The organism is Halobacillus sp. AWM4_238, from assembly GCF_056158265.1.
On record NZ_JBSWSY010000002.1, the window covers coordinates 3,833,660 to 3,854,106 of the forward strand.

Below are 20,447 nucleotides of genomic sequence, written 5' to 3' on the forward strand. Positions count from 1 at the left end.
ATATCATAGGATTTTTTTGGGGGTTGAACAACAGGAAATTCGTGGTCGGGGAGACAGTGGTGTCCGGTATCATCCTCCATGTATAATGGGACTAACGATACACAGAGGAGTTTTTTTATGAGTTATTTGAAACATGAAGAGATTATTAAGCGGTGCGAAAAAATAAACCAATCGTATGAAATTGATGCTTCTTTTTTCGATGAAATAGTCGATGATTTATTAGATAGTGAACAGGATACTGAAACCGTGATATTGAGTGGTTTTCAGCGTCTGCTTACCGAAGTAGACCACGAGATTGAGCGGATGGAGGAATTTACCTCCATGAAACCGAATTGTTTTATGGGGTGTGCTTTTTGCTGCTATTTCCCTATTGTCATTACAAAAATGGAGGCGAAAATGTTATTTCGTTCCATTGATCATTTCCCGGAAGATCGAAAAAAAGCAATCTATGCTCACTGGGAAAATTATTATGAAAAACAGCAGGGCAAATTACAAGCAGCAATGGCTATGGACTATGAAGCACCAGAGACAAAGCTTGAATACAAAAAATTGAACCTGCCCTGTCCGCTGCTGGACCCGGAGACTCAATTATGTATGGCCTATGAAGTGCGGCCGATTCCTTGTCGCACGTATTTAAATTATAGTGACCCACAGGTTTGTGCGGATCAGCACATGCCAAAAGAACCGTTCAGTTATGAATTTCTTTATCAATTTTATTTTGGAAGCATCAATGAGTTGATTCAAGCGCTATATGAAAATGGTGAGGATGTTTTTGTGGATTATCCGATGGATGCCTGGAGTTATGATTACCTCCCGGCCTGGATCAAGCAATGGAAAGAAGGGACTTTAAGTGAAGTATAAACTCTTATCTTTAAATGTCGGTCGTCCGGAAACATATAAAACAGATAAAGGCGAGTTAAACAGTGCCTACCGGAAAACCCCTGTCGATGGTTCAGTTCATTTAACTTATTTGAACTTTAAAGGTGATGAACAAGCGGATAAAAAGAATCATGGCGGACGGGATAAGGCCGTCTGTCTCTATCCTGCCCAACACTATAGACACTGGGAAAGTCATTACGGTCAAGAATTTACCTTTCCTTCTTTCGGGGAGAATCTGACGGTGGAAGGGATTGATGAGCGGGGCATCCGAATTGGTGATGTTTTCCAACTTGGAGAAGCGGTTCTGCAAGTATCAGAGCCGAGGAAGCCTTGTTACATCATTGCCCGTACTCATGGTATTGACGACTTTCCAGCTCGTGTCATGGAAAAAGGATTTTCAGGATTTTATTTGAGAGTGCTACGGGAGGGGGAAGTGACCCCGGGCGATTACATGACGCTTATTGAACAACATCCTGATGGAGTGACGGTAGAGGATGTCAATGAAGTGCGCTATCACGATCGAGACAACACAGGAAAACTTAGCCGGATTGTAGCTGTAGAACCACTAGCTGATGGCTTGAAGCAATCACTGACCACGCGTTTACAAAAAGTAGAGGGGGAGGGTCAATGAATCCTTTTTCAGAACGTGCCTTACAATTAGCTGTGAAAAATGTGGAAGATGGGGGTCACCCGTTCGGAGCTGTCCTTGTTTGTAATGGAGAAATCATTGCTGAAGGTGTGAACGAGTTGCATGTGTACCCGGACGTTAGTGCTCATGCTGAACTGGTAGCAATAAAGAAAGCTCAAAAAGCACGGGGGTCCATCGATTTGAGTGATTGCACGATGTATGCAAGTGCGGAACCTTGTGCCATGTGCCTCACCGCCATGTATTTCTCTAATCTGAAAGAAATTATTTATTCTCAATCCGTTGAAGAGGCCAGTCGTGTCGGACTCACCCTTTCAGAAAAAGTTTATCAAGACCTCAAAAAGCCGAAGGAACAACGGGAAATCAATATGATTCATGAACCCGTTGAAACTAAAGAATGGGATGCTATGCAAGCCTATGCTACGAAAAAAGGATAGGAGGCTTAAAGATGGACTTTGGGCACTTGGTTGAGGAAAAAATTAAACAGTCCATGGAAAAAGGGGACTTCGACAACTTGCCGGGGAAAGGAAAGCCGCTGCCAAAAGATGAATTTGCTCATCTGCCTCCGGAACTCAGAAACAGCTACCGTATTCTGAAGAATGCCAATATGCTTCCTGAAGAAATGATCCTGAAAAAAGAAATGGTAGAGATTGAAGACCTGTTAGCTGAGATCAAAGATCCACAGTTATCCGCCCACTATAAAAAGGAGTGGAAAGAGAAAAAGCTTCGTTTTGATATGATGATGGAAAAGAGGAAGATGAACCAATCAGGAGCGTTCAAGCAATATCAAAGGAAGATTGATCGCCGTTTTGGCTTCTGAGCCGCGCTCAAATCCGTTAAATAAGTGGAAGGGTAGAATGGAAAAATTTTTAATACTCTTTACCCAAAATGTCCAAGCTTAGAAACACAGAGACGAATGTCAATAGAGAGGATGAGGTACTCTTATGTGCGGAAGATACACCCTATTAGCCGAAGAAGCTGAAATCCTGAAAGAGTTCGGAATAGAACGACCAATCGATGGATATGAACCAAGGTACAACATCGCACCAGGTCAAAAAGTACTGGCGGTCATCCATGACGGCAAACAGAAGCGCGCAGGTTATATGAAATGGGGGCTTGTCCCTTCATGGTCCAAAGACCCTAAAATCGGCTACAAAATGATTAACGCCAGAAGTGAAACAGCTCATGAGAAACCGAGCTATAAAAGATTGATGAGTCGAAAGCGTTGCTTGATCATAGCGGATAGTTTTTATGAATGGCAAAAGAAAGAGTCAGGGAAACAACCCGTAAGAATTCAACCGGAAAACCGTACTCTTTTTGCTTTTGCTGGATTGTGGGATCAATGGGATGGAGATGAAGAACCCCTCTACACGTGCACGATTCTCACGCAGGATGCGAATGATTTCATGTCTCCAATCCACCACCGGATGCCTGTTATACTGCCTGAAGGAAAGCAGGACCAGTGGATTGAACCATTGAAATGGGCACCTGCAGACGCTAAAGGATTTGTTGAACAGCTGACCATGGAGGACCTTTGTGCCTACGAGGTTAGTGACTATGTCAATTCAGCAAAAAACGAAGGCCCCGACTGTATCACTCCAATAGACTAATCATCACTTTATTAAAGAATATGGCAGGATTGTTGAAGACTCAGTATCGAGATGTTTCAGGGTTCGTTGCTGAATTGAGTGTTAGGGGTGGTTGGGAAGCAACTCGCTTTCCTGTGGGGGAGTGGCGAGCTTCCTCGGGCAAACGCCCTGCGGGATCTCGCCGATCTCCTTTCTCCCACGGGAGTCTCGCAGCTTCCCAACCACCCCATTCGATATTGTGAGAAACGAACCCACCTACACAATTGGAGCATTTTCCATTAACACTGCTTTCCAGTAAAAAAAGCGCTTCATAGCAAGCGTTAAAGTGCAGAGAACTGCTTGTTTTTAGTTGGATTCACGAACTTACATTACGCTGGACAGCTGCTTATTCTGGAAGTAGTTTCGAGATACTTATATGGAAAAGGGGCGGAGGGGAATGGCGAGACTCCTGCGGGAAAAAAGTGCAGGGTGAGACCCCACAGGACGCAGTCCGAGGAGGCTCACCGCGCTCCCGCGGAAAGCGAGTCATTCCCCGCAGCCCCCATCCACTCAACAAACATCTCGAAACTGAGTCTTCAAGAAAAGGGAGCGTTTCTGAAGTAGAGGTCCATAAAAAGAGCGTACAACACAACTTTGTGTTGTACGCTCTTTTTGAATATTGGTTGTAAGGTTATCCAGCTTGGCGTTGTTCGCGTTCTTGCTGTTTTTCTTTTTTGGCGACTTTCAAGAACTTGTTCGTTTCGGCGGCTACAACTCCAGAGAGGAGCAATAGTCCGATTAAGTTCGGGAAGGCCATTAAGCCATTCATCACATCAGCGAAAACCCATACGGTACTCAGTTGCGATACGGCTCCGACGAGGACAAATGCTACGAACACAATCTTGTACACGCCGATGAATCGTTGATTCGTCAAGTAACCGAAACATTTCTCTCCATAATAGGACCATCCCACAATGGTTGAGAAGGCAAAGAAGACTAAGCCGATGGTGACAATATACGCTCCTGCATCACCAAGGAAGATCTGGAATGAAGTAGAAGTCAAGTCGGCGCCGTCCAGCCCGCCTTGATATTGCCCTGCCATGACGATTGTTAATCCTGTCATTGTACAAACAATAATGGTATCAATGAATACCTGTGTCATAGAAACGAGTGCCTGGCGCCCTGCATAGTCTGTGCGGGCAGCAGCTGCTGCAATCGGCGCAGAACCGAGGCCAGCTTCATTGGAGAACACCCCACGTGCGACACCATAACGAATAACTGTTCCAAGTAGACCGCCCCCGAGGGCACTAGCTGTAAAGGCATCATTTAAAATCGTACCAAATGCCGGGATGACCATGTTGTAATTTAGAATAAGTATGATTAATGCACCAATTACATAGAAGATAGCCATAATTGGAACAAAGAAGGCCGTGACTTTTCCGATACTTTTTATTCCTCCGAGTAACACTAAGCCTGCTAAAAGAGTCAGCAGAACTCCCGTCACCCATGGAGAAACATTAAACGTGCCTTCCATGACGTCAGAAACTGAATTAGACTGGACCATGTTGCCAATTCCGAAGGCAGCTACTGCACCGAAGATCGCGAATAAGAAACCGAGAGGCCGTCCAAGCCACTTTGTCTTCAAACCGCGGGACAAATAATACATCGGCCCGCCGGACATTTCACCGTTTTTTCCTTCAATCCGATATTTGACGGCTAGCACGGCTTCCGCATATTTGGTAGCCATACCGAACACAGCGGTGACCCACATCCAGAAAACGGCTCCAGGTCCACCTAAGACAACTGCTGTTGCTACACCAGCGATGTTACCTGTCCCGATGGTAGCAGCAAGAGCTGTAGTAAGTGCCTGGTAATGGGAAATATCTCCCTTTTCCTTTTTGTTCTTCTCCTTGCTTGGTTTGAAAGCAAGTTTCAAAGCGTACGGCAGTGTTTTAAACTGAAGAAAACCTAGACGAAGTGTTAAATATACCCCTGTTCCGACTAATAAAACTAAAAGAAACGGTCCCCATACGATTCCACTCAATTCACTTAAGAAACTGTGTAGAGCACTATCTTCCCCCATTTTCTTCCCCCTATCTATATTGTTAATAATAGTCCATATATTAAATATTCCGAAAATTACAAACAAAAGTCAAGGTCATTTGAGCACAAAAATTAAAAAAACGGTTGATTTCGACATGGAAAGGGAAGATATTTAGGTGAACTGTTTTTATTCGGCAGGATTTTCTACGATTTCATAGAAAATAAACAGATGAGAAATACTACATTGGAGGAACAAAGTTATGATTCGTGTATTATTTGTCTGCCTCGGTAACATTTGTCGTTCACCTATGGCAGAAGCTATTTTTAAAGACTTGGTTAAAAAAGAGGGGTTAGAAGAGAAATTATCTGTCGATTCTGCAGGAATCGGTCATTGGCATATTGGCGCCGAACCTCATGAAGGAACGCGAGCAATCCTTGATGATAAGAACATTTCGTATGAGGGGATGAGTGCAAGACAAGTAAAGGAATCCGACTGGGATGATTTTGATTACTTGATTGCCATGGATAATAAAAACATTCAGGATTTGAATGGGATTCGAGAAAAGAATGATGTGGTGGTCGGTAAACTGCTGGACTTCGCTCCTCATTCGAAGGAAAGCGAAGTGCCGGATCCATATTTCACCGGTAATTTTGAATATGTGTATGAACTCGTTCATGATGGGTGTTCGAATCTTCTAGAGAAAATAAAAAACGATCATAATCTTTGAGGAGGATGTTTATGGGACAGAGTAAACTTTGGAAAGGTGTCCTTTTAGGAGCTTTGGTTGGAGGAATTGCTGCTCTTATGGATAAGGAAACCAGACAGTATGTAGGAGAGAAATCACGAGTAACAGGGGCAAAGTGCCAAAGTTATGTGAAGCACCCTTCAGAAGCAATTCATACAATTAGAGTGAATTATGAAGCTTTTTCTTCTCAGATAAATAAGGGCGTGGAAGATCTTCTGGAATTATTAGACAAGGCAGAGAGTATGCTGAATAAAGTAGGGGAAATCAATCAAGAAGTGAAAGAACAGCTTAAGGCTGTCGACGATTCAAAAGAAGCTTCTTGATCACAAGAGGTGAGGGAATGTCGTGAAAATCATCAAGAATTTTGGCAAAGAGCTGTTTACTCGCTTCGGAGAAGATGATGTCGGAGGGATGGCAGCTCAATTGTCCTATTTTTTTCTACTGTCTTTGTTTCCTTTTATGATATTCCTGCTTACACTGCTTGGGTATTTACATATTGACGAAGAACGAGTCCTTGCTTTCGTCAGTACCTATGCACCACCCGAAACATTCGATTTGATTACGGAAAATGTTTCGTCTTTATTGAGCAGCGAAAATGGAAGTTTACTTTCCATCGGTTTACTGGGAACCCTTTGGGCCGCTTCTAATGGAGTGAATGCCATTATGCGAGCATTCAATCGTGCTCATAACGTAAGGGAGAACCGGTCGTTTTTCGTATCGCGAATCATCGCTATTGTTCTGACCGTAGCCATGGTTTTCGTCATCGGCATTGCTTTTCTGCTTCCTGTACTCGGCCATACGATCGGCATCCAACTCTTTTCGGTATTTGGACTGTCAGAAAACTTCCTGACGTTATGGAATGGGATGAGGTGGGTAATCTCATCCATCATCTTTTACATCGTTTTGTCTTTTTTGTACGTCATGGCACCAAATAAACGGTTAAAATACCGTGATACCGTCCCCGGAGCAGTGTTTGCCACATTCGGATGGCAGTTAGTTTCCTTGTTGTTCTCCTTCTATGTGAGCAGTCTCGGCAATTTTTCTGCGACATATGGGAGTTTAGGTACGGTGATTGTACTTATGATCTGGTTATACCTTTCAGGCGTTGTCATTATTCTGGGAGGGGAGATCAACGCTATGAGTCACCATCGTAGAACAAAAGAAACATGGGGATAGAGCATATGTGTAAAGGCGGAGCCATCTATGGTTCCGCCTTTACTGTCTTTATTTTAATAATCGGAGCCCATTCAATATAACAAGGATGGTACTCCCTTCATGTCCAATGACTCCTATAGGAAGATCAAGGATTTGTAAGAAATTACTTACGATCAAGAGCATGATTACGGTGATGGAAAAAATGATGTTCTGCTTAATGATTTTGTTCATTTTACGAGAAACTTGTATAGCTTCCCCGATTTTCGGGAGGTCATTTTTCATTAAGACAACATCGGCTGTTTCCAATGCGACATCCGTACCTTCACCCATCGCGACCCCGACATCCGCTTCTGCCAGCGCTGGTGCATCATTGATCCCGTCCCCGACCATACCAACATGAGAAAAATGTTCTTTTAAGGTTTTCATTTCCCGCAATTTTTGATCAGGCATACATTCAGCGATGTAGTTATCCATTCCGACTTCATCAGCGATGGCTTTTGCTGTGCGATCATTGTCACCTGTCAACATGATGGTGTATATACCGTGCGCTCTTAATGTTGAGATCGCTTCTTTCGCTTCTTTTCGGACCGTATCTTTCAGGGCAAAGAGGGCGACAATCGACTCATTCTTTGCCACAAAAATGACGGTCTTTCCTTCTGTTGCAAGGGTTTCTGCATAGTTATCTTTGTAGGCAGCAGCTTTTTCTTTCCCGACGAAATCAGCTTTGCCGACTTTCCACTCTTCGTTTTCGTAATGGCCGCTTACACCCATTCCACTATGATCTTTGACGTTTTCAATGGAAGATATAGAGCAGCCATTGTTTTTTCCATAACCCACAATCGCTTTGGCAAGAGGGTGGTTGGATTCATTTTCAATGGAAGAGACGACAGAAAGAATGGAAGGTTTCATGTCCTCTTGTAATGGAATGAAGTCTGTGACTTCCGGTTCCCCTTTCGTCAGGGTGCCCGTTTTATCAAAGGCCACCGCCTTGAGATGGGAAAGGTGTTCGAGGTGTACGCCCCCCTTGAATAAAATACCATGACGTGCCCCCTTAGAAATTGCTGATAATGTTGCAGGCATAATGGAAGCAACAAGGGCGCAAGGAGAGGCTACAACGAGTAGAATCATCGCCCTGTAAATGGTTTCCATCCACGTCCATCCGAATAGAAAGTGAGGGAGGAATAACATGAGCCCCACCACAACCAATACGATTTTTACATACGTACTTTCAAACTTTTCGATGAACAATTGTGAAGGGGATTTTTCACTTTGAGCATTTTGGACCATTGCAATAATCTTTTGAAAAAGTGTTTCATTTGATGGTTTGGTGACAGTTACGACGAGGCTTCCGTCAATATTCATCGTCCCAGCGAAAACTTCTCCGGTTTCTGTTTTGCTTACAGGAAGGGATTCACCTGTGATGGCACTTTCGTTTAATGTTGAGCTCCCTTTCACAATACATCCATCTGCAGGAACACGTTCTCCAGGTTTGATTAAAATTTGATCACCGATTTGCAGCGTTCTTACAGGGACCCACTCATACCCGGCATTCGTAATAAGGAAGGCTTCTTCTGGCTGTAAACTCATCAATGAAGAGATCTCTTTATGACTTTTGTTCATAGTATAAGTCTCCAGAGCTCCGCTTAGAGCAAAGATGAAGATAAGGATTGCTCCTTCCATCCAATATCCAATCGAAGCAGAGCCTATAGCGGCTAGAATCATAAGTAATTCTACATTGAGTGATTTTTCTTTAACGGTTTCCTCCAAGCCTTCTTTCGCTTTGGCAAACCCCCCAATAAGAAAGGCAGTTACATATAAACTGACATAAACAGAAGATGCCCAATGGTGTTCTCCATACCACGCGAGTAAAATAAGGAATCCGCTGATGACAGCTGCAATCAATTCAGTGTGTTCCTTCAGGGTAGACAAGGATGGTAATTTCCACCACTTCAAGGAAGAGAACGTTCGTAATTGTTCCATACAATTTTCAACTCCTTTTGTTAATTGAGAATCAAAGTCAATTAATGCGGAAAATCAGAGAGTTTATTTAAAATTATTTTAATTTAATATATATTATCATAATACCATGTAAGGGTGATAATACAAGTGGAAATAAAGGAATGTGTAAAAAAGAAACAAGGCAGTTGATATTACAGGTGTCAAGTTGCTATATTAGACAGGTGCAAAAAACATATGGAAGGTGGATACAACGAATGCGTAAAGGTCTTTTATTTATACTTATGCTTGTGCTTGCCGCATTCCTCGCTGCTTGTGGTTCAAGTGAAGAAGGGGAAAGCAGTTCAGATAGCAATGAAAGCGAAGAGGCTTCCGATAGCAAATGGAGCGAAATTCAAGAAGAAGGGGAAATTGTTGTCGGTACATCTGGAACGCTATTCCCAGCTTCATACTATCCAGAAGACTCTGATGAGATGACTGGTTATGATGTAGAAATCATGAGAGAAGTGGCTGATCGTCTTGGCCTGGAGCTGAAATTTGAAGAATACGGAGTGGACGGTCTGCTTTCTGCTATTAACAGTGGTCGAATTGATGCTGTCATCAATGACATGGAAGTGACGAAGGCTCGTCAAGAGCAGTTTACATTTAGTGAGCCATACAAATATTCTTATTCCACGATGATTGTCCGTGAGTCTGATTTATCTGGAATTGAGAAGTTGGAAGATCTTGAAGGAAAGACTCACGGAGGAGGAGCAACAACTGTTTTCTCTCAAATTGCTGAACATTTCGGTGCAGAGACAAAAACTTATGGGAATGTGACAAATGATGTGTACCTCCGTGATGTTGAAAACGGGAACACAGACTTTATCATCAATGATTATTACTTGCAGTCCCTTGCATTGAAAGCCCTGCCTAATATCGAAGTTCAACTTCACCCGGAATTGAAGTTTCATCCGACAAACTCAGCGATTGTACTCCCGAATGAAGCAACCGAAATGAAAGAGGAAATCGACGCTGTCCTTCAAGAGATGAGGGAAGATGGCACCCTGACGAAGCTTTCTGAAGAGTTCTTCGGTGGCAAGGATGCTTCTAAAAAACCAGAAGCGGATATCCGTGAAATCGAAGGGCTCGATCTGTAAGGAGCTCCCATATGTTAGGTATCGAATTTAACGAGATACAGATCGAAAAGCTGTTTAATGCAGAGCGCGCCTGGTCAAACCTTCCTTTTATTCTCGAAGGTGTGCCGCTGACCTTACTGGTCGCTTTAAGTGGTATGCTGGTCGGGCTCATTCTGGGTTTCTTTTTAGCACTCGCGAGAGGATCAGATTACGTCTGGCTCAGATGGCCAGCCCGATTTTATATTTCTTTTATGCGAGGTACACCGATCCTCGTGTATTTATTCGTTTTATATTTCGGACTTCCTGTCGTAGGTATAAAAATGCCGGCTACTGTAGCCGCCATCATCGGATTCGGAACAAACAGTGCAGCATACATTGCAGAAATCAATCGTGCTTCACTGAACAGTGTCCCGAATGGGCAATGGGAATCTTCCCGTGCACTCGGATTTACGTACTGGCAATCAATCAGAAGGATTATCATGCCTCAGGCAACAAGAATTGCTATTCCACCGCTTGGGAATGTCTTTCTTGATTTATTGAAAGCCACATCGCTTGCTGCTATGATTTCTGTTCCTGAGATTTTGAACAAAGCGCAGATTGCAGCGGGACGAACGGTCGATTCGATGACGATGTATATTACAGCAGCACTGGTTTATTGGCCGCTAACTATGATTTTCTCCGCTCTTCAAGATTACCTGGAGAAGCGTCACAACCGATATCTATAAACGATGAAAGCCAGAGAAGAATATCTTCTCTGGCTTTTTTCTGTCTTATTCATATAAAACTTGAACGCTAAATAATAAACAAAAGCTCCCATTTCTTGAAGACTCAGTTTCGAGACGTTTGTTGAGTGGATGGGGGCTGCGGGGAATGACTCGCTTTCCGCGGGAGCGCGGTGAGCCTCCTCGGACTGCGTCCTGTGGGGTCTCACCAAGCACTTTTTTCCTCGTAGATATCCGGTTCCGGCGCCAAGCGGCTAGTGAGACTTCCCTCGCTTCTGTACGATAAGTCAACATCGAATCACTTCGTTCTTCGTGTTTCCTTTATCTCCGCCAGCTCAGTCCAGTCCATACGCCGCTGATCGAGGCGCCTGCACACTTAAGATAGGAGTCTCGCCATTCCCCTCCGCCCCTCTGCCATATAAGTATCTCGAAACTACCTCCAGAATTAGGCTCTTTATACGTTTTAGGAGCAATAACACAAAACCTCCATTGTATAGATAGAGCTCATAACCACTTGTTATAGAGCGCTTTCTTACAATAGGTAATGATGGTGGGGATGCTCCTTCCTGGTATAGGGGTTCGTTTATCACAATATGGAATGGGGTGGTTGGGAAGCTGCGAGACTCCCGTGGGAGAAAGGAGATCGGCGAGATCCCTTAGTGCGGCAGACCGCCCGAGGAAGCTCGCCACTCCCCCACAGGAAAGCGAGTAACTTCCCAGCCACCCCTGACGCCTCCCATAGCAAACGAACCCCAGAAAGTCTCGAAACTGAGTCTTCCACAATCCAGCCATATAGTTGAATAGCTTTTTCGTAAGAGTAGCTTTAGGAGTGCTGTAGTGATGCAACTCTTGGATCTTTTTTGTAAAGAGTAGCTGCGAAGACGATGATCAGCAATGTGACGATGACGTAGAAAAACGAAAGGTTCGGCCAAAGGTCCAAGAAAAATCCGGACAAGAAAGGGCCGAGAATACTTCCTACACTAAAGGCCATGCCACACAAAATATTCCCAGCTGGAAGTAGGTCTTTTGGCAGCAAGTCTGTCATGAACGATATGCCAAGAGAGAACAAGGAGCCGACGAACAAACCACCGAGTGCGAATGTGATGAAAAGAGCAGCCACGGAATTTTCGAATAGGGCAGCGGCAAGGAAAGCAATGATTCCACCCGCTACAACGGTCAAAATGACTTTTTTTCGTCCAATCCGATCACTCAATGCACCTAAGGGAATTTGAGAAAATAAACTTGCGGCAGCGAAACATGGAATAATCAAAGATAACAAGTTCACTTCATGGCCAATCCTCATCCCGTACACAGGAAAAATGCCATGAAGGGTTGCTTCCAGGAATCCATAGGCAAGTGGTGGTAAAAAAGCGGCCCAAGCAAGCCTGATGGCTTTGGAGAACCTTTTGATTGAACTTGTTCCATAGGCTGTGGTATGGTCTTTTTCAGGTGTCTCGTTTCTAACCCAAATCATAAATATCCACACCATTAAACTTAAGAGTGAGGAAATGATAAACGGTACGAAGATACCAAAAACCAATAAATTCGTCATTAAAGGTCCTATTGTAAATCCGACACTGAAGAATAAACCGTAGTAAGCAATGCTTCGACCACGGTTGTGCTTTTCAGCAGTAGCTGTGATCCACGTTTGGGTCCCAAAATGCAGGATTTGATCGCCAATTCCAATGGTGACTCTTAAAATGAACCAGAACCATAGCGCCTGCCAGAATGGAAATAAGGCAAGAGATATGATGACTAGCGCTCCACCAATCATAATCATGGGTTTATATCCAATTCTTTGCAGAGGTTTTTCCATGAATGGAGAAGAGATCAGAATACCTATATAAAGCCCCGTGGCATGCAATCCATTGATGGAAGAAGATATACCGTTCTGTTCTAGAATGACAGCAATCAATGGTAGGAGCATCCCTTGGGAAAAACCTGATATGGTTACGAGTCCAATTAGAATCCAGAATCTCTTTTGTTTGGATACCATAAGCGGAAGGCCTCCTTTTTTCATACTTCCTTATCGTATAAGAAATGGATAGAAGGGGACAAGCCTTTCTTCTGAAAGAAGCAGGTTATTTCCTTACTAAAAACGGTTATTATAAGACTAAAGGCGCATCAAAAAGTCAAAGGAGTGAATGAATCATGGACTTTTATTTAAAAGAGAACGGTGTAAGAACATCGTTTGAGTACGGCCAATTGAATATTTCTGGGGATGAAACGTTTGGTTTCCGCCCATATCAGCTTATGGTTGCATCTATTGCAGGCTGTAGCATCGGTGTGTTCAGGAAGATTCTGGACAAACAAAAAACGGACTATGAGGATATTAAAATTACGGCTGAGGTTGAGAGAAATCCTGATGAAGCCAACCGTATTGAAAAAATCTACCTTCACTATGTGATTAAAGGGTATCACTTGAATCAGGATAAATTGTTGAAGAACCTGGATATTTCCCAGAAGAATTGCTCCATGGTTCAATCGGTTCAAAATAGTATTGAGGTAGAAGAAACGCTTGAGTGCATTCAACTAAGCAAGTAAAATGAAAGAGCCTTATCCTGAATTTGGATAAGCGCTCTTTTTTTGTGCTTTATTCTCTTGCGAATAAGCTCCCTTTTCTTTAAGACTCAGTTTCGAGGTGTTTGGGTGAGTTTAGGGGGTCCGGGAAACCGTTCGCTTTCCATGGGGCCGGCGGTGAGTCTCCTCAGGCTACGCCTTCCGGGGTCTCACCGCGCTCCCGCGGAAAGCGAGCTATTCCCCGCAGCCCCAACCACTCACACTAACATCTCGAAATCGAGTTTTCTACAACTTTTTTCATATTATGGAATTTTAAATTGGGTTAGTGAAAATGTGACAATGCTTCAAGGGAAGAGGAGAGGATGGAATGAAGAATATCGTAATCAAAGCTTTCTTTTATCTTATTGGGTTAATCATCATATCCCTTGGGATAACATTAACGATTAAATCAGATCTCGGAGCTGGGGCTTGGGATGCTGTGAATGTCGGTCTTTCTGAAACGGTCGGATTTACTGTGGGGAGCTGGGTCATGATCATTGGGGGCCTGCTGATTTTTACGAACGCTCTCATAGCTAGAGAAAAGCCGGATTTATTAGCGGTTATTACCATTTTTGTTATTGGACGATTCATTGATTTCTGGATGTTGTCGATATTTGATTCTTTCGGACTGACTTCATTCTGGCTGCAACTGACGGTGTTGGTTGGGGGCATTGCCATTATAGCCTTCGGCGTGTCTTTATACATACAACCGAAGTTTTCTCTGAATCCCATCGATGGATTCATGGTTGCTCTGCAAAAGAGATTCGGACTCAGTTTACGAACAGCGAAAACGTTGACGGAAGTCTTTGCGCTAGTGCTTGCCCTCGCTCTTGGAGGCCCGATTGGAATTGGCACAGTTATGATTCTGCTCTTAATTGGACCCTTCATTCAATATTTCGATAAAAAGGCGAATCACGCAATAAACAAGATGCTTTCGTGATTCGCTGTGTATAGTCTGGGCCATTTTTCACAAAATATAAAAAAAGAAAGGTGGCCCATGATGTGAAAAGAAAATGGTTAGGACTGATCATATTTATTGGGATTTTCATGTTCATCAGTGCTGGATCTATATCAGCTGAAAATAAGAAAACAGAAAAAGAAAGTGCGATTCCGAACCATGTACTGAACATATCCAAAGACAATACGTATCCGAATTCAACGGATGATCAAGAGTTGTTGGAAGCGGAAGAAATTACGAAAGAATTGCTGGAAAATACAGATGTCCGTATATCGAATCCGCAATTGATCGAAATGTTAAATGAAACGTCCTTAAAGCCTTCCCCGTTTGCTATTGGTTATCGAGGCGAAATTTTTTTAGGGCGATGGCCGCTTGCTTACGAATCCAAGGAAACAAATATCAATTGGGAGTACCAGGAGATCAATACGAATGAGTACAGCAACCATGGTGGTAAGCAAACAGAGAAGTTAGGTTATGTACAAAAAGAAGAAAAGCAGATCAAAGGTGGATTGACTTCGAGAATCAGTCACAGCGACCAAATGATGAAGCTTATTCTTCTGGAAGCACAAAAGAATACGAAGCTTCCACTTTCCTTCAACACCGTCATTGGTAAAGGGACCAAGCAGAACAATACCTATGGAGTGCCAATTAACAAAGTAGGGATTCTACATGCTTATGCTCCAGCAGTGAATGAAAAAGGGGAAGTGACCTTTGGTGATGTGTACATTCAACTGAAAGGTTCAAATAAAACGTTGAATATAAAAAACGTTACGAGACAAGGAATCGGGGCGTGGATCCCGATCCAAGATCACGTAAGTTTCTCTTTTGAAGTAAAATGATCCTCTTGAAAAGATGAAGTCAATTCTACGCGCTGTTCTGCCATGAAGATGTTGTTTTCAAACAACTCTTCAGCAAGAATGAGGCGCGTTTTTTTTGCAGCTGTCCAGTAGACCAGGTCATTGACTACACCAACAACAGTGTATTCATATCCACGATGTTCATGGTTCAATGATGACATGCCATACACTTGGAAAGGTTCATACGGCTTATCAGTCAAATCTTTCTTCAAGTACTCGTGCAATTCCGCATTGAGACGCTCACAGGCATTTTCTAAGACTTGATACGCTTGTTTCGGGTCTTGATGGAAACTTGTCGTCACTTTCTCAATGACACGCATATACTCAAAATTGTAGTTTTCAATCGAGTTGATCTGACCATTACTTATCGTCAGTAACTTTCCACTCCATTGGCGCACCTTTAAGAATCTGAGACCAATGTCCTCAACCGTTCCGTGAAAGGTGTTGTTGACAGAGATGAAGTCCCCTTTGTGGAGCTGCTTTTCATACAAAAGAAACAAGCCTGCAAAAAAGTCTTTGATCAGACTCTGTGCACCAAAACCTACAATGATACCGATAACTCCGGCACCAGCCAGTAATTTCTCAATAGATGTAAATACATCCAGTACGGCCAGAATGAAACCAATGACCGCGGTGTAACTGATGATGGAATTGAGCATGGATTCCAGAGTGTTTTCCTTTCTTTCCTCAATGAAGTCTGTTTTCTTAAAAAACGTATGAATGACTTTACGGAGAATGAGAACAACTACAAAAAGAATAGCTGCAATCACTAACAACCTGATTACAGGGTTCTCATCCAAGTAAGTATCGAACTCAGCTATAGACATTGGTTCGTCCTCCTATATGTTTTCACATGCATTATAGCATTAGTGGTGGGAGGATTTCTTCTATGTGGACAGTCATAGTGACATGTACTATGATGGACATGGTCAAAACGTGAATGAATGCTGATGAAAAGAGGTGCAGAGAAATGTCACAACAAGAGAGAATAGAAGATCTTAAAGTGCGCCTGGCGGATTTTATGGGACGTATTGAAAAACTAGACCCAGAAGAAACATCTGTTGAAGATATTGATCGTCTTATTTCCATGTTAGAGGACCTTGAAAAGAACATGGGGTAAGGGTTTATCGTCAGAATTGACTCTCATTTTTTTTGAGGGTTGATTTTTTTACGTTCGTGCTTTATCATGATAAATCGTTAATGCATGAAAAAGAGTGAGAGGAGAATGCTTTATGGCATGGGCAGTTGTTGTCTCTGTCCTGGTAATGACAATCTTAAGTTTGTTACGAGTGAATGTCATTATCGCCATTCTTGCCGCAGGACTGACCGCAGGACTTATGAACGGTGAAACATTAGTAAGTTCATTAGAATTACTAGTCGGCGGTATGGGCGAGCAGACGAGTGTGGCGCTTAGTTATATATTGTTAGGAGCATTTGCTGTAGCGATCAGCTATTCTGGGATCACGTCATTGCTGATTGGTTACCTGCTCCGAGTGTTAAAGGATAAACGAACGATGATGGTGCTTGTCATCGCATTTGTAGCGAGCTTATCCCAAAATGTGATCCCTGTACACATTGCTTTTATTCCTATATTAATTCCACCATTATTGAAATTGTTTGATGAAATGAAATTGGACCGCCGTGCTGTAGCTGCAGCGTTGACTTTTGGTTTGAAAGCTCCTTATGTGATGTTGCCAATCGGTTTCGGATACATCTTCCATGAAACGATTCAATCATCGATGAGCAGCAGCGGAATCGACCTCGGAATTGGTTCAATCGCACAGTCTTTAATCATTCCTGGTTCAGGTATGATCGTTGGTCTATTCATTGCCATTTTCTTTACGTACCGGAACAAACGTGAATTGCCGGATGTACCGACAGAAGGAGACGGGTTTGAAGTCGAGAAAGTACAAACAGCGACTTTCAACCGTCAACATTTCTGGACAATTGTCGCAATCGTTGTCACATTAGTGATTCAAGCGGTATGGCAGAATCTTATCCTAGCTGCACTTGCAGGAATTATTCTTATGTTCATCTTCCGTGTCGTTCCTTATTACAAGGGAGATAAAGTAGTAAATGAAGGAATCGGCATGATGGGCTTCATCGCTTTTGTCATGTTAGTAGCGGCAGGATATGCGAATGTATTGACTCAAACAGAGTCTGTATCGGCTCTTGTTGAAGTCAGTTCCGATTATCTCGGTGACAACCAGGCATTCATCGCCTTCTTGTTGTTGCTCGTCGGTTTAATTGTCACTATGGGGATTGGTTCTTCATTTGCTACCATTCCGATCTTGGCTGCACTTTTCGTGCCGATTTGTTTGGCAGCAGGCTTTTCACCAATGGCAACAGCTGCGTTAATAGGTACAGCTGGAGCTCTGGGTGATGCGGGTTCTCCTGCGTCTGATAGTACCCTTGGACCAACGTCTGGTTTGAATGCGGACGGAAAACACAATCACATCTGGGATACCTGTGTACCAACATTTTTACACTTCAATATTCCCTTGTTCATCTTCGGATGGGCAGCGTCACTATTTCTATAAAGGCTTGTGGGTAATTTTCCCACTTGCCTTTTTTTATATTCATCGGATGTCCACACATACTAAGAAAAAAGTGAGTGGTACGTATGTTGAAAAAATCATTCGCCGTTTTCATGGCGTTTTTCATCTTAGCTTTACCGAATCAGGCGTTCGCTGAAGGCTGGGGATTCAGTAAAAAGAAAGATGGTTCTGTCCCAGATGTCGGACGGTACGGACCCATGATCCAGAAATATGATGGCTTTTATGTAGATCCTTCTGGAGACCTGGTTGTTTATTTGACTTTTGATAATGGCTATGAACAAGGGTACACAGGTCAAGTTCTTGATGTATTAAAGGAAAAAAATGTACCGGCCACTTTTTTTGTTACCGGCCATTACATTGATAGTGCCCCGGAACTATTAAAACGAATGGCAAAGGAAGGGCACATCATTGGAAATCATTCCTGGAGCCATCCTGACTTTACAAAAGTATCGAAAGAGAAAATGAAACGTGAGTTAGAAAAAGTGGAACAGGCCGTCAAGGAGTTGACAGACCAGGAAGTGATGACTTACGTCCGTCCACCACGTGGAACCTTTAATGAGAAAACCTTAGCCTGGGCGCAAGAATTCGGATATACCCATGCCTTTTGGTCTCTAGCTTTCGTTGACTGGGAAACAGACAAACAACGTGGTTGGGAATACGCCTATAGAAGTGTCATCGATCAAATCCATCCAGGTGCTGTCATTCTTCTTCACACCGTTTCTCAAGATAATGCGGAAGCCTTGTCTCAACTGATTGATGAATTGACAAAAAGAGGGTATAGATTTGGAAGTTTGAATGACCTCATGATCAAACAGATGGTTCCAGCACCAGTTTGGGGACTTTAAGCCCAAACCACTGCACATTCCGTGCAGTGGTTTTTCATATTCATCAAAAGTTAGATTGTATGTGTATGATTAAGTTATTAAAGTATATGGCAGTTTTCTTGAAGAATTGATTTCGAGATGTTTTTTGAGTGGATGGGGCTGTGGGGAATGACTCGCTTTCCGCGGGAGCGCGGCGAGCCTCCTCGGACTGCGTCCTGTGGGGTCTCACCAAGCACTTTTTTCTTCGTGATATCCGGTTTCGGTGCCTAGCGGCTAGTGAGACTTCCCTCGCTTCTGTACGATAAGTCAACATCGAATCAATCCGTTCTTCGTGTTTCCTTTATCTCCGCCAGCTCAGTCCAGTCCATACGCCGCTGATCGAGGCACCTCCACACTTAAGGTAGGAGTCTCGCCATTCCCCTCCGCCCCTTTGCCATGGAAGATTCTCGAAATCATTTCTGGAAGAATCAGCTTTTATGATTGAATAAAGATGAGAATGTTAACCTCCTGACGTTTGGTATTCAGGACCTAAAAGCTCGGTACATAGCACTTCATGCCTGCGTAGGAGGATAAAAGCAGCTTATCCCGGATGTAGTTTCGAGACACTCTTATGGTCAAGGGGCGGAGGGAAACGGTGAGACCCCGGAAGGCGTAGCCTGAGGAGGCTCACCGCCCGCCCCATGGAAAGCGAACTGTTTCCCGGAGCCCCTAAACTCTTACAAACATCTCGAAACTGAGTCTTCCACAATCAGGAGCATATATGCAATTGAATGTGTGCTGAAAAATGATTGGACAGATGTATGGGAATGTAGAACAATGTTTGAAAAAGAACGAACGTGGAAAAGAGTAAAAGAGGTTATTAGGGCATAGTTCCCATTCTTAACAAATTATAAACAAATCGTCCGACAAAAGGGAGGAAAAAAAGTTTGTGGAAAGAAAAGTTTAAAGCAAATACTTTTTATGATTTTGATTATACCCTGCTTCGGTGGGCGTTTGACCCGACAACCCGTCTAAACCGGGAAGAGCGTTGGGTGGATGTTCCAGTGAAGCTGGGAGGAACTCATCATATTGTCCGTGTCCAGGGACTTGGCACTACAGATGATCCTGCTTTTGAAGTGTCGAGTGACAGTGAAAAAGATAAAGAAGCGTTACTCTCCCACATATCTGATTTATTTCAATGGAATATAGATATAGAAAAAGTGCACCATCACTTCTTAAATACAAGACTGAAAAAAATGTTTCAAGAGCATCCTGGTACACCTATTGTCAAAGATTTTCATCTTTATGACTGTTTGATGAAAGTGATTATTCACCAGCAGTTGAATATGAAATTCGCTTACACGTTGAGTACTCGTTTTGTAGAAACGCTGGGAACAAAAAAGGACGGGGTGTGGTTTTACCCGGATCCAGAGGTCGTAGCTGATACTTCCTATGAGACGTTAAGGGAGTTACAATTCAGCCAGCGAAAAGCAGAATACGTCATTGATACATCACGTTTGATTGTAGATGGAAAGCTGGATTTGGAGTCATTAGCGAATGAATCAGATGAGGAGATTATGAAGCACCTCGTAAAGGTTAGAGGAATTGGGCCTTGGACAGCCGAAAACTGGATGATGTTCGGAGTTGGTCGACCGAACCTTTTTCCAAAAGCTGATATTGGTATTCAAAATGCTTTGAAACTTTATTTCAATATGGACACGAAACCGACATACGAGCAAATGGAGCGGTGGAGTAAGGAATGGGAGCCATATTTGAGTTATGCTTCCTTAACACTATGGAGAAGTATTGAAGGGTGAAGGAAGAAGGAAGAAGAAAATAGTCATAACCTTGTCTTCTGTCTCATAATTTGTTGTAAATA

At 43.1% G+C, this 20,447-nt stretch carries 21 protein-coding genes; 17 read left to right on the forward strand and 4 right to left on the reverse strand.

The window, feature by feature from the left end; translation table 11 throughout:
- Nucleotides 1–117 precede the first annotated feature (117 nt).
- From ACXACN_RS19055 to ACXACN_RS19075, 5 genes are all read left to right on the forward strand, one after another.
- On the forward strand, nucleotides 118–861 hold the full coding sequence (locus tag ACXACN_RS19055) for a YkgJ family cysteine cluster protein (RefSeq protein WP_474966595.1): 744 nt from the start codon (nucleotides 118–120) through the stop codon (nucleotides 859–861).
- Nucleotides 851–1,510, forward strand: coding sequence for an MOSC domain-containing protein (locus ACXACN_RS19060; RefSeq protein ID WP_474966596.1), 660 nt, complete (start codon nucleotides 851–853; stop codon nucleotides 1,508–1,510). Before ACXACN_RS19055 ends, ACXACN_RS19060 begins: the two co-directional genes overlap by 11 nt.
- The gene (locus ACXACN_RS19065; protein ID WP_474966598.1) at nucleotides 1,507–1,962 is read left to right on the forward strand and encodes a nucleoside deaminase; all 456 of its coding nucleotides are present in this window, start codon (nucleotides 1,507–1,509) and stop codon (nucleotides 1,960–1,962) included. Before ACXACN_RS19060 ends, ACXACN_RS19065 begins: the two co-directional genes overlap by 4 nt.
- Before the next feature lie 11 nt (nucleotides 1,963–1,973).
- The gene (locus tag ACXACN_RS19070) at nucleotides 1,974–2,345 is read left to right on the forward strand and encodes a DnaJ family domain-containing protein (protein WP_474966599.1); all 372 of its coding nucleotides are present in this window, start codon (nucleotides 1,974–1,976) and stop codon (nucleotides 2,343–2,345) included.
- A gap of 124 nt (nucleotides 2,346–2,469) precedes the next feature.
- A complete protein-coding gene (locus ACXACN_RS19075) occupies nucleotides 2,470–3,135 on the forward strand; it encodes an SOS response-associated peptidase (RefSeq protein WP_474966600.1) in 666 nt (221 codons plus the stop codon).
- A gap of 649 nt (nucleotides 3,136–3,784) precedes the next feature.
- On the opposite strand, the gene ACXACN_RS19080 is transcribed toward ACXACN_RS19075, so the two are convergent.
- Entirely contained in the window at nucleotides 3,785–5,176 is a 1,392-nt protein-coding gene (locus tag ACXACN_RS19080; RefSeq protein WP_474966602.1) for an alanine/glycine:cation symporter family protein, read from the reverse strand.
- Nucleotides 5,177–5,396: 220 nt separating this feature from the next.
- Here ACXACN_RS19080 and ACXACN_RS19085 point away from each other — a divergent pair, with 220 nt between their 5' ends.
- Genes ACXACN_RS19085 through ACXACN_RS19095 form a run of 3 tightly spaced genes read left to right on the forward strand, consistent with a single transcriptional unit; the run spans nucleotide 5,397 to nucleotide 7,058 of the window.
- The gene (locus ACXACN_RS19085; RefSeq protein WP_474966603.1) at nucleotides 5,397–5,864 is read left to right on the forward strand and encodes a low molecular weight protein-tyrosine-phosphatase; all 468 of its coding nucleotides are present in this window, start codon (nucleotides 5,397–5,399) and stop codon (nucleotides 5,862–5,864) included.
- Between the two features lie 11 nt (nucleotides 5,865–5,875).
- Nucleotides 5,876–6,205, forward strand: a complete 330-nt coding sequence (locus ACXACN_RS19090) for a YtxH domain-containing protein (protein WP_474966605.1) — start codon at nucleotides 5,876–5,878, stop codon at nucleotides 6,203–6,205.
- A 22-nt stretch (nucleotides 6,206–6,227) separates the two neighbouring features.
- Entirely contained in the window at nucleotides 6,228–7,058 is an 831-nt protein-coding gene (locus ACXACN_RS19095) for a YihY/virulence factor BrkB family protein (RefSeq protein WP_474966606.1), read from the forward strand.
- Nucleotides 7,059–7,106: 48 nt separating this feature from the next.
- Here the strand turns inward: ACXACN_RS19095 and ACXACN_RS19100 are convergent, their stop codons facing one another.
- A complete protein-coding gene (locus ACXACN_RS19100) occupies nucleotides 7,107–9,017 on the reverse strand; it encodes a heavy metal translocating P-type ATPase (RefSeq protein ID WP_474966608.1) in 1,911 nt (636 codons plus the stop codon).
- Nucleotides 9,018–9,250: 233 nt separating this feature from the next.
- On the opposite strand from ACXACN_RS19100, the gene ACXACN_RS19105 reads away from it, so the two are divergent.
- Both ACXACN_RS19105 and ACXACN_RS19110 read left to right on the forward strand, forming a co-directional pair.
- Complete coding sequence (locus ACXACN_RS19105) at nucleotides 9,251–10,132, forward strand: transporter substrate-binding domain-containing protein (protein ID WP_474966609.1); 882 nt, start codon at nucleotides 9,251–9,253, stop codon at nucleotides 10,130–10,132.
- Nucleotides 10,133–10,143: 11 nt separating this feature from the next.
- Nucleotides 10,144–10,836: an amino acid ABC transporter permease gene (locus ACXACN_RS19110; protein ID WP_474966610.1), complete on the forward strand. Its 693-nt coding sequence runs from the start codon at nucleotides 10,144–10,146 to the stop codon at nucleotides 10,834–10,836.
- An 820-nt stretch (nucleotides 10,837–11,656) separates the two neighbouring features.
- Here ACXACN_RS19110 and ACXACN_RS19115 read toward each other — a convergent pair.
- A complete protein-coding gene (locus ACXACN_RS19115; RefSeq protein WP_474966612.1) occupies nucleotides 11,657–12,829 on the reverse strand; it encodes an MFS transporter in 1,173 nt (390 codons plus the stop codon).
- Between the two features lie 155 nt (nucleotides 12,830–12,984).
- On the opposite strand from ACXACN_RS19115, the gene ACXACN_RS19120 reads away from it, so the two are divergent.
- The 3 genes from ACXACN_RS19120 to ACXACN_RS19130 all read left to right on the forward strand — a co-directional run bounded on the left by ACXACN_RS19120 (nucleotide 12,985) and on the right by ACXACN_RS19130 (nucleotide 15,189).
- Complete coding sequence (locus tag ACXACN_RS19120) at nucleotides 12,985–13,377, forward strand: OsmC family protein (protein WP_474966613.1); 393 nt, start codon at nucleotides 12,985–12,987, stop codon at nucleotides 13,375–13,377.
- Between the two features lie 343 nt (nucleotides 13,378–13,720).
- Nucleotides 13,721–14,332: a YczE/YyaS/YitT family protein gene (locus tag ACXACN_RS19125; protein ID WP_474966615.1), complete on the forward strand. Its 612-nt coding sequence runs from the start codon at nucleotides 13,721–13,723 to the stop codon at nucleotides 14,330–14,332.
- 62 nt (nucleotides 14,333–14,394) lie between these two features.
- A complete protein-coding gene (locus ACXACN_RS19130; protein ID WP_474966616.1) occupies nucleotides 14,395–15,189 on the forward strand; it encodes a YfkD family protein in 795 nt (264 codons plus the stop codon).
- Here the strand turns inward: ACXACN_RS19130 and ACXACN_RS19135 are convergent.
- Entirely contained in the window at nucleotides 15,159–16,034 is an 876-nt protein-coding gene (locus ACXACN_RS19135; protein ID WP_474966618.1) for a mechanosensitive ion channel family protein, read from the reverse strand. The two genes, ACXACN_RS19130 and ACXACN_RS19135, sit on opposite strands and share 31 nt — an antisense overlap.
- A 143-nt stretch (nucleotides 16,035–16,177) precedes the next feature.
- On the opposite strand from ACXACN_RS19135, the gene ACXACN_RS19140 reads away from it, so the two are divergent.
- The 4 genes from ACXACN_RS19140 (at nucleotide 16,178) to ACXACN_RS19155 (ending at nucleotide 20,385) form a co-directional block, all read left to right on the forward strand.
- The gene (locus ACXACN_RS19140) at nucleotides 16,178–16,327 is read left to right on the forward strand and encodes an SE1561 family protein (RefSeq protein ID WP_220585678.1); all 150 of its coding nucleotides are present in this window, start codon (nucleotides 16,178–16,180) and stop codon (nucleotides 16,325–16,327) included.
- Between the two features lie 112 nt (nucleotides 16,328–16,439).
- The gene (locus tag ACXACN_RS19145) at nucleotides 16,440–17,747 is read left to right on the forward strand and encodes a Na+/H+ antiporter family protein (RefSeq protein WP_474966619.1); all 1,308 of its coding nucleotides are present in this window, start codon (nucleotides 16,440–16,442) and stop codon (nucleotides 17,745–17,747) included.
- An 83-nt stretch (nucleotides 17,748–17,830) separates the two neighbouring features.
- Nucleotides 17,831–18,610 carry a delta-lactam-biosynthetic de-N-acetylase gene (gene pdaA, locus ACXACN_RS19150; RefSeq protein ID WP_474966621.1) on the forward strand — a complete coding sequence of 260 codons (780 nt, stop codon included), beginning with the start codon at nucleotides 17,831–17,833 and terminating at the stop codon, nucleotides 18,608–18,610.
- A 905-nt stretch (nucleotides 18,611–19,515) separates the two neighbouring features.
- On the forward strand, nucleotides 19,516–20,385 hold the full coding sequence (locus ACXACN_RS19155; protein ID WP_474966622.1) for a DNA-3-methyladenine glycosylase family protein: 870 nt from the start codon (nucleotides 19,516–19,518) through the stop codon (nucleotides 20,383–20,385).
- The last annotated feature ends 62 nt before the right edge of the window (nucleotides 20,386–20,447 follow it).

Excerpts from the sequence above, each read along its gene's own strand:
- ACXACN_RS19145 (WP_474966619.1), top strand. The coding sequence starts at position 16,440 with ATGGCATGGGCAGTTGTTGTCTCTGTCCTGGTAATGACAATCTTAAGT.
- ACXACN_RS19090 (WP_474966605.1), top strand. The coding sequence starts at position 5,876 with ATGGGACAGAGTAAACTTTGGAAAGGTGTCCTTTTAGGAGCTTTGGTT.
- ACXACN_RS19110 (WP_474966610.1), top strand. The coding sequence starts at position 10,144 with ATGTTAGGTATCGAATTTAACGAGATACAGATCGAAAAGCTGTTTAAT.
- ACXACN_RS19135 (WP_474966618.1), bottom strand. The coding sequence starts at position 16,034 with ATGTCTATAGCTGAGTTCGATACTTACTTGGATGAGAACCCTGTAATC.
- ACXACN_RS19075 (WP_474966600.1), top strand. The coding sequence starts at position 2,470 with ATGTGCGGAAGATACACCCTATTAGCCGAAGAAGCTGAAATCCTGAAA.
- ACXACN_RS19080 (WP_474966602.1), bottom strand. The coding sequence starts at position 5,176 with ATGGGGGAAGATAGTGCTCTACACAGTTTCTTAAGTGAATTGAGTGGA.
- ACXACN_RS19120 (WP_474966613.1), top strand. The coding sequence starts at position 12,985 with ATGGACTTTTATTTAAAAGAGAACGGTGTAAGAACATCGTTTGAGTAC.
- ACXACN_RS19055 (WP_474966595.1), top strand. The coding sequence starts at position 118 with ATGAGTTATTTGAAACATGAAGAGATTATTAAGCGGTGCGAAAAAATA.
- ACXACN_RS19085 (WP_474966603.1), top strand. The coding sequence starts at position 5,397 with ATGATTCGTGTATTATTTGTCTGCCTCGGTAACATTTGTCGTTCACCT.
- ACXACN_RS19100 (WP_474966608.1), bottom strand. The coding sequence starts at position 9,017 with ATGGAACAATTACGAACGTTCTCTTCCTTGAAGTGGTGGAAATTACCA.
- ACXACN_RS19070 (WP_474966599.1), top strand. The coding sequence starts at position 1,974 with ATGGACTTTGGGCACTTGGTTGAGGAAAAAATTAAACAGTCCATGGAA.
- ACXACN_RS19125 (WP_474966615.1), top strand. The coding sequence starts at position 13,721 with ATGAAGAATATCGTAATCAAAGCTTTCTTTTATCTTATTGGGTTAATC.
- ACXACN_RS19140 (WP_220585678.1), top strand. The coding sequence starts at position 16,178 with ATGTCACAACAAGAGAGAATAGAAGATCTTAAAGTGCGCCTGGCGGAT.
- ACXACN_RS19105 (WP_474966609.1), top strand. The coding sequence starts at position 9,251 with ATGCGTAAAGGTCTTTTATTTATACTTATGCTTGTGCTTGCCGCATTC.
- pdaA (WP_474966621.1), top strand. The coding sequence starts at position 17,831 with ATGTTGAAAAAATCATTCGCCGTTTTCATGGCGTTTTTCATCTTAGCT.
- ACXACN_RS19065 (WP_474966598.1), top strand. The coding sequence starts at position 1,507 with ATGAATCCTTTTTCAGAACGTGCCTTACAATTAGCTGTGAAAAATGTG.
- ACXACN_RS19115 (WP_474966612.1), bottom strand. The coding sequence starts at position 12,829 with ATGGTATCCAAACAAAAGAGATTCTGGATTCTAATTGGACTCGTAACC.